The following is a 7,199-nucleotide window of genomic DNA, read 5'->3' on the forward strand; positions in this document are numbered from 1 at the left end:
GAGTCGAGCACGGCATCGCACACCTCAAGAACTGGCGGGCACTCGCTCGCCACCTCGGCCGACGCGAGCAGATGAGTGACACGATCCAAGCCATCGCCGGACTGCTCTCACACCAGCAGACCGCCACACGCGGGGCCCGCCAGCCACGGTGACCACCGCGCCGACCTGCACCTTTCGACGTGCCACCACCAACCATGCACGAGCCCGTTACTCGTACGGGATGGCGCCGGCCTGGCAGCCAGCAAGGAGTTCGGCGACGAGGGACCCCTACTACTCCGCGAGAAGTGGGTCGATCATCTCGTGCAGGGTGTTGTCCTTGATGGCTGCCAGGGTCCTGGCGGCGATCTTGCCATCCTTGTCAAGGACAATCGTTGAAGGGATGGCCTGCGGGTTGAGGGTGCCCTTGGGAAAGCGGAGCATCAGTTTGCCGTCGGGATCGTACAGGCTGGGGTAGGTGATCTCGTTGGCCTGTTCGAATGCACTAGCGGCTTGCTTGGTGTTGTCTCGAGTATTTATGCCGACGAAAGCCACAGGCTGCCCAGCTGCCTCCAGCTCCTTGGAGACCTTGGCGAAGTACGGTGCCTCCAGACGGCAGGGCCCGCACCACGACCCCCAGATGTTTACGACGACAACCCTGCCCTTGAGGGCGGAGATATCGATGGCCTTGCCGTCGATAGTCTCGCCATCGAGTTTCGGGGCCACAACACGGTCGGCCTTGGCGGCCGTGGTGACCCCCCTGGGTCCGGTGACGTAGCCACCACCGGACCCGGAGGCTTTGCCGCTGTCTGAGATGCTGCATCCCGAGGCAGTCAGGATACTTGCGATGGTCACGGCGGACAGCAGGAAAGCGCGGCCGCTGTGCGGGCGGCGCTGTCCGGGGTGTGGATCAGGCTCATGCGAACAGCTTCGCACGAGCGATCTGAGCGACGCTTCGCACTCCGTCAGGTCAGCGTTGATCCTGGCCAGGAGGTTATATGACCGGCCTTCAGTTGGCTTCGTTCACTTCAACCGGTTCTGGCTCAGCTTTCGTGCAGTGGCCACGGTGAGTGACGGCTGAGCGTGTCCGGACGGTATTCGAAGTCGCCCAAAAATGGACGGTGGTCAGTTCCGCTGGGCTGACAGTCCGGGCTGTGGAAGACGTTGCCCTCCAGCTGAAGGCGCTGTTGTTCCCGGCGATCGCGGACATCGCGGTGCGGTCGGTGGACGAGAACGTGCGCCTTGACGCGCAGTGCACCACGGCCGGCACTGCCTGCCCGGGATGCGGAGTCTGCTCGACCCGGGTTCACAGCTCCTACCTGCGGTTGCTCGCTGATGCACCGAGCGCCGGACGAAGCGTCGTACTTCAGCTGCGGGTCCGGCGATTCCGGTGCGGGAACACCAAGTGCCCACGTCAGACGTTTGTGGAACAGATATCCGGCCTCACCCGCAGGCACGGCCAGCGCACCGAACGACTGCGTTCCATCCTGACCGCAGTCGGCCTCGCCCTGGCTGGTCGAGCCGGCGCCCGCCTGGCTGCCGTGCTTGGCACGTCTATCAGCCGGAGCACGGTCTTGCGCCTGGTCGAGGCGCTGCCCGAGCCGAAGGTTCCGATGCCTCGGGTGGTCGGCGTCGACGAGTGCGCCACCCGCAAGGGCCGCCGCTACGACACTGTCCTGGTGGACGTCGAGACCCGCCGTCCGATCGATCTCCTGCCTGATCGAGAAGCATCAAGCCTGGCCGCCTGGCTCGCACAGCGGCCCGGGATCGAGGTCGTCTGCCGGGACCGCGCGCCGTTCTTCGCGGAAGGCGCCACGGCCGGGGCACCCCAGGCGACGCGGGTCGCCGACCGCTGGCACTTATGGCACAACCTCGGGGAAGCCTCCGAGCGGGCGGTCGTCCGCCACCGCCAGTGTCTTCGCGTCCTGGTCCCCGATCCCGTGGCGAAGGCCGACGAACCCGCGCCGCCCGAGGAGAAGACGGACTCGCCATGGCGGAGCGAGCGGTTCGCCAACCGCGTCCGAGCCCGGCACGCCACGGTCCACGCGCTGCTGGAAGCCGGCCACAGTCGCCGTTCCATCGGGCGTCAGCTCCAAATGACCCACCGGACCGTCAAGAGCCTCGCCGACGCGGCCAGGCCGGAAGACCTCTTTCGCGGCCAGTGGCAGCACAACAGGACCTCCGTCCTCGACGAGTACAAGCCCTACCTGGACAAACGTTGGGACGAGGGCTGCACCAACGCCTGGAAGCTGTGGGAGGAGATCGTTCCCTTGGGCTATCGCGGCAGCTACGGCAGAGTCAGCGCCTACCTGCGAGAGAAGCGCACCGCGCCACGGCCGGTCACCGCGCAACCGCCGGCTCCCCGCGTGGTGACGAGGTGGATCCTCAGCCGACCCGAGACGCTGACCGAGATCGAGCAGCTCCGGCTCAAGGCCGTCCTGGCCAACTGCCCCGAACTCGATGCTCTGACCGGTCACGTCCGGTCCTTCGCCCAGATGCTCACCGAGCGGCAGGGTGAACGACTTCCGCAGTGGCTCGACGCCGTCCGCCAGGACGACCTTCCCAGCCTCCACACTCTCGCGGCCGGTATCGACCGAGACCGCGACGCCGTCATCGCCGGCTTGACGCTGCCCTGGAACTCCGGCGTCGTCGAAGGACACGTCAACAGGATCAAGATGCTCAAGCGCCAGATGTTCGGCCGCGCAGGCTTCGACCTCCTGCGCAAACGGGTCCTGCTCGCCCCGTAGTCATGTTGTCAGTCCCTGATGCGAGGATCCGGGCGACCATACGCAAGGAGATCAGCATGGGCACCTGGGATACCGGTCCCCTCGACAACGACACAGCCGCGGACTTCGCCAACGCCCTCGACGAAGCCGAGCCCGAGGCTCGCGAAGCCCTGATCCGAGGCGTCCTCATCCGGACGATCGACGCCACCGGCTATCTCACGGAAGCGGAAGAGGCGGTGGCCGCCGCCGCCTTGATCGCGGCGCAATGCCCGGGAGGCGAACCCGTCGACATGTCCTACGGCCCGGAATCACCGATGCCCGTGTTCCCTTCCGACCTTCGGGCACTCGCCGACGAAGCCCTCGCCCGCATCGTCGGCGACGAGGACGGGCCGGCCTCAAACTGGGTCGATCCGGAGGACTGGAAGCAGTGGCGAGCCATACTGACGCGCCTTCGCGCAGTGCTTGCCCCGCCACCCCCTTCCATTGCTCTCTTCGATGTCCAGCCGTAACGGAGCGTCACTCAGCACGGAAGTTGAGCCAGAACCCAGCAGTGGCCCTATCTACCGCATCCAGATCGGGAATCAATTCCAGGACGAGGCGGGTCAGCTCTACCATAGGTAAATCGGAAACCCGAGAAGTGAGAACTTTAACGAGGCGGCGGTCAACGATACCCACATTCCGTGGCCCAGCCACCTTCCGGTACCATATCCACACTGATCTGGAAAGCAGGAGATATGGAAAGTGAGTATTACGTCGACTTCCTCCGGGACCTTCTGAGTCTCGACGAAGCGGTGCGCACGGAAGCGAGTAATCGCGTTCAGGACTTCGTGAACTTGCTCTCCGGCACCCAAGCCAGAGTGGTAGGGGACCTGATCGCCATGCTGGCCCCGCGCGAAGAGTCCCGGGTGACCCTGGAGGCCCTACTGCACGCGCTGAGCGATCTCGACGGATGCGGGAAGCTCGAAGGTGTCGATCTATCACCACTGGGAGAAATCCCGCTATCCATGATCCACGTGGAACACCGCGTGTACATGGATGCATTTGCCCAGCTCATCGCGGAGGCGAGTAACGGGCGAGTAACGGCACCTCAGAGTGAACGTGCACACGCGCTCACCTGAAGGCCGCAGTCGAGTCCGGGGAGACCGTCCATTGCAGTCACCCCTCGATGCAACGGGACCGACATAATTCCCACGGGGGGCGCACATCGAGGGCATACAGCCCGGACGCTCCTGCCGTCCGGGCCCCTTGCCCTTAGAAACAGGTCCCCACCATGAACAATGCCCTTACGCGTCTTCTCGAAATCGCTCCGGCGCCGAGCGAGCCTCGCCAGAAGGATTGGGGCGGGGTCGAGCACAGCCTTGGGGATGAGCTTCCCGCCGACTACAAGGCGCTCATCCACGTCTATGGGGGAAGTAACTGGGACAGCTATCTGTACGTCCTAGAGCCCCGGTGCCCCAACGAGAACTACGACCTCATTGAATGGGCACAGAACCAGGCTGAAGACCAGGAAGACCTGTGGGAATTCGAGAAGAAGCCGGTCGGGCCGCCTGGATGAAAGGCGTGGGGCGAGTCGAAATTCGGGGTAACTCTTCACCTAAGGAGTGACTGCGGCGCAGCTGAGGCGGAATCTGGGCCAGTATGCGCTGCAAGAGTGATATGCGCGACCCATGGGAACTCTCTCGCCCACAACCCATGGCGCTCCCCGCGACCATGGTTCCGGCTGGGAACCCGCCACCTCACCCCTCGAACCTGATACGGACGAACTTGACTGTCTCGTGGCGCCCGGCCGTCTCGCGCACTTCGACCAGGACTGGCTCGATGACCACCGTCACCCTCCCGTGATCGGGATATTCCGTCTGGACGCCCAGGAGACCGCGTACCGATTCTGCGACTTGTCGTGCTTGCATCCCCGTCAAGCGAGGAGAGGTCTTCACCGTTCGCCCGTCGGACAACGCCACGAGAAGACCCTGTGGTCGCTCCACTGGGACAAATAGGCCGATGATCCTGCCGTCTCGGGTATCGGAGTGCCTGATCTTCCTCCAGGCCCATGTCTCTCCGGCCTGGTAGGTCGAACTGAGCGCCTTCGCCACGATCCCTTCGACGCCCACAGCCCTCATCTCACGAAACCAGAGGTACGCAATCCCCTCGTCCAGCGTGGCTAGCACACGCTGAAGGGGCGGCTCGGCATCGCTCAAAGCCGCACCGAGGAGCTCCCACCGCTCCCACAGAGGCAGGCCCCTGACGTCAGTTCCTGGGATGGCGAGGATGTCGAAGGCGATGTAGTAGACGGGGACTCCTGACCGCTCGCTATCTGCCCGGGATCGAAGTAGATCAGTGAGCTTCTTCAGAACGGCCACCGATCGGGTGAGGGACTGTAAATCGTTCGGTGTAACTCCCGATCATGGAGGATGCACCGATGACCAGTGAGAACGTGACCGAGGCCGCCGAGCCGGCTGAGCCGACGCCGGTCGAAGGCGGTGGACGACCGGCTGATCGACGAGCTGGTGTCCCGCGCCCAGGCGGAGGGCCTGCAACTGACCGGCGAGCGCGGGCTGCTCCAGCAGCTCACGAAACGGCTGCTGGAATCCGCCCTGGAGGGCGAGATCACCGATCACCTCGGTTATGACAAGCACGACCCGGCCGGGAAGAACGGCGGCAACTCCCGCAACGGGACCCGTGCGAAGACCGTCCTGACAGACGTCGGTCCGGTGGAGATATCCGTGCCACGCGACCGCGACGGATCCTTCGAGCCGAAGATCGTCAAGAAGCGGCAGAAGCGCCTGACCGGCGTGGACGAGATGGTCATCTCCCTCGGCGAAGGGTCTGACGACACCTCGCGGAGGTCTATGGCGCCGAGGTCTCCCGGCAGACGATCTCCACGATCACCGACAAGGTGCTTGATGGCATGGCCGAATGGCAGAACCGGCCGCTCGACCCGGTCTATCCGGTGGTCTTCATCGACGCCATCCACGTGAAGATCCGCGACGGCGCCGTCGCGAACCGGCCCATCTATGTGGCCCTGGCCGTCACCACCGAAGGCCGGCGCCACATCCTCGGGCTGTGGGCAGGCGACGGCGGAGAAGGCGCCAAGCACTGGATGCACATCCTCACCGAGATCAAGAACCGCGGCGTGAACGACGTCCTCATGCTCGTCTGCGACGGGCTCAAAGGCCTGCCCGACGCGGTCGAGACGGTCTGGCCCCGCACCACCGTCCAGACCTGCGTGGTCCACCTCCTGCGGAACTCCTTCCGCTATGCCGCCCGCCAGGACTGGGACAAGATCGCCAAACTCCTGAAGCCTGTCTATACGGCCCCGACCGAGGAAGCCGCCCTCGACCGGTTCGCGGAGTTCGCCGACGCTTGGGGCAGGAAGTACCCGGCGATCGTCAGGCTCTGGGAGAACACCTGGGAAGAGTTCACCCCGTTCCTGCGGTTCGACACCGAGATCCGCCGCATCGTCTGCACCACCAACGCGATCGAGTCCGTGAACGCCCGCATCCGCCGGGCGGTCAAGGCACGCGGACACTTCCCGAATGAGACAGCCGCCCTGAAGTGCGTCTACATGGCAATCATTTCCCTGGACCCCACCGGCAAGGGCCAGGCCCGCTGGACCATGCGCTGGAAGACCGCACTGAACGCATTCGACATCACCTTCGACGGCCGCCTCTCCGCGGCCCGCCAGTAGCCCCAACCACCCTCCGTTCGATTGACAGACCCTCTTTCTGTCCGCCCCACCCACGTGGGGCTGCACCGGCCGGCAAGGGCGTCGGGGTGCGGATGTCGCGGTCCGCCCTACCCACGTGGGGCTGCACCGCGAATGCGAACGCACATGGTTTGACCCCGTGTCTGCTCCACCTACGTGGGCCTGCGCCCGGGAACCCGAGCGGAGATCGGGGTGCACTGCATGTCCGCCCAACCCACGTCGGGCTGCATCCTAGCCGGACGGCAGACAACCCTGCAGCCGCCCTTCGGTGCAAGCCTCTCCTTGCCTCAGCTCGTCCGGTGCTGGATTGCGTACGTGTCGTACGGCACGACGGCCCCGTCGGCGGCGGGGTGGTCGGTGGTGCCAGTGCGGGTGAAGCCGGCCTTGGCCAGGACGCGGCCGGAGGCCGGGTTGTCGGGGTGGTGCATCGCTTCCACCCGGTCAAGGCCAGCCGTGGTGAAGGCAAAGGCGACGACCTGCTGGGCGGCTTGGGTGGCATGACCGTTGCCCCAGGTGTCCTCGCGCAGGATGCAGCTGATGGTGCCCATGACGGGCGAGCGGCGGCGCAGGGCGATGAGGCCGATCATCTCGTCAGCGGCGAGGATGCCCCAGCTCCACTGCACCCTCGGCGTCTCCGCGGCCCGTGCAAGGGCGCTACGGATCTTCTCCTGGGCTTGGTCGAGGGGGAGCGGGCGGCCGGTGGTGTGCCGGACGGATGCGCCGCTGTAGATGCGGGTGAGGGCGGGGGCGTCGTCGAGGGTCAGGGCGCGCAGGGTCACCATGCTGCGGTCAGC

7 protein-coding genes and 2 pseudogenes are annotated in these 7,199 nt (G+C 65.4%); 6 read left to right on the plus strand and 3 right to left on the minus strand.

The features are described 5' to 3' along the window. Positions 1–270 precede the first annotated feature (270 nt). Complete coding sequence (locus EF903_RS25695; protein ID WP_260615917.1) at positions 271–831, minus strand: TlpA disulfide reductase family protein; 561 nt, start codon at positions 829–831, stop codon at positions 271–273. A gap of 299 nt (positions 832–1,130) precedes the next feature. Between EF903_RS25695 and EF903_RS25700 the strand changes: the two genes are divergently transcribed. The 5 genes and pseudogenes from EF903_RS25700 to EF903_RS25715 all read left to right on the plus strand — a co-directional run bounded on the left by EF903_RS25700 (position 1,131) and on the right by EF903_RS25715 (position 4,257). Then, positions 1,131–2,723, plus strand: coding sequence for an ISL3 family transposase (locus EF903_RS25700; RefSeq protein ID WP_221888771.1), 1,593 nt, complete (start codon positions 1,131–1,133; stop codon positions 2,721–2,723). Between the two features lie 56 nt (positions 2,724–2,779). Then, positions 2,780–3,211: a DUF4259 domain-containing protein gene (locus EF903_RS25705; RefSeq protein ID WP_185902823.1), complete on the plus strand. Its 432-nt coding sequence runs from the start codon at positions 2,780–2,782 to the stop codon at positions 3,209–3,211. Further along, a pseudogene (locus tag EF903_RS36150) lies at positions 3,198–3,419 on the plus strand (polymorphic toxin type 30 domain-containing protein). The gene EF903_RS25705 and the pseudogene EF903_RS36150 overlap by 14 nt, the downstream one beginning before the upstream one ends. After that, a complete protein-coding gene (locus EF903_RS25710) occupies positions 3,383–3,820 on the plus strand; it encodes a hypothetical protein (protein WP_125547021.1) in 438 nt (145 codons plus the stop codon). Before EF903_RS36150 ends, EF903_RS25710 begins: the two are co-directional and overlap by 37 nt. Positions 3,821–3,972: 152 nt before the next feature. Continuing rightward, positions 3,973–4,257, plus strand: coding sequence for a hypothetical protein (locus EF903_RS25715; RefSeq protein ID WP_185902824.1), 285 nt, complete (start codon positions 3,973–3,975; stop codon positions 4,255–4,257). Between the two features lie 181 nt (positions 4,258–4,438). On the opposite strand, the gene EF903_RS25720 is transcribed toward EF903_RS25715, so the two are convergent. Further along, positions 4,439–5,059 carry a hypothetical protein gene (locus EF903_RS25720; protein WP_125547023.1) on the minus strand — a complete coding sequence of 207 codons (621 nt, stop codon included), beginning with the start codon at positions 5,057–5,059 and terminating at the stop codon, positions 4,439–4,441. Between the two features lie 96 nt (positions 5,060–5,155). On the opposite strand from EF903_RS25720, the pseudogene EF903_RS25725 reads away from it, so the two are divergent. Continuing rightward, positions 5,156–6,387 (plus strand): annotated as a pseudogene (locus EF903_RS25725) (IS256 family transposase). Between the two features lie 305 nt (positions 6,388–6,692). Here EF903_RS25725 and EF903_RS25730 read toward each other — a convergent pair. Next, on the minus strand, positions 6,693–7,199 hold a 507-nt coding region (locus tag EF903_RS25730; RefSeq protein WP_260615918.1), incomplete at its 5' end, for a GNAT family N-acetyltransferase.

The sequence above is a fragment of the Streptomyces sp. WAC05292 genome, from assembly GCF_003949955.1.
In the GTDB taxonomy this organism is placed as follows: Bacteria; Actinomycetota; Actinomycetes; order Streptomycetales; family Streptomycetaceae; genus Streptomyces; species Streptomyces globosus.

Coding starts and splice junctions, on each gene's coding strand:
- EF903_RS25705 (WP_185902823.1), top strand. CDS start 2,780: ATGGGCACCTGGGATACCGGTCCCCTCGACAACGACACAGCCGCGGAC.
- EF903_RS25715 (WP_185902824.1), top strand. CDS start 3,973: ATGAACAATGCCCTTACGCGTCTTCTCGAAATCGCTCCGGCGCCGAGC.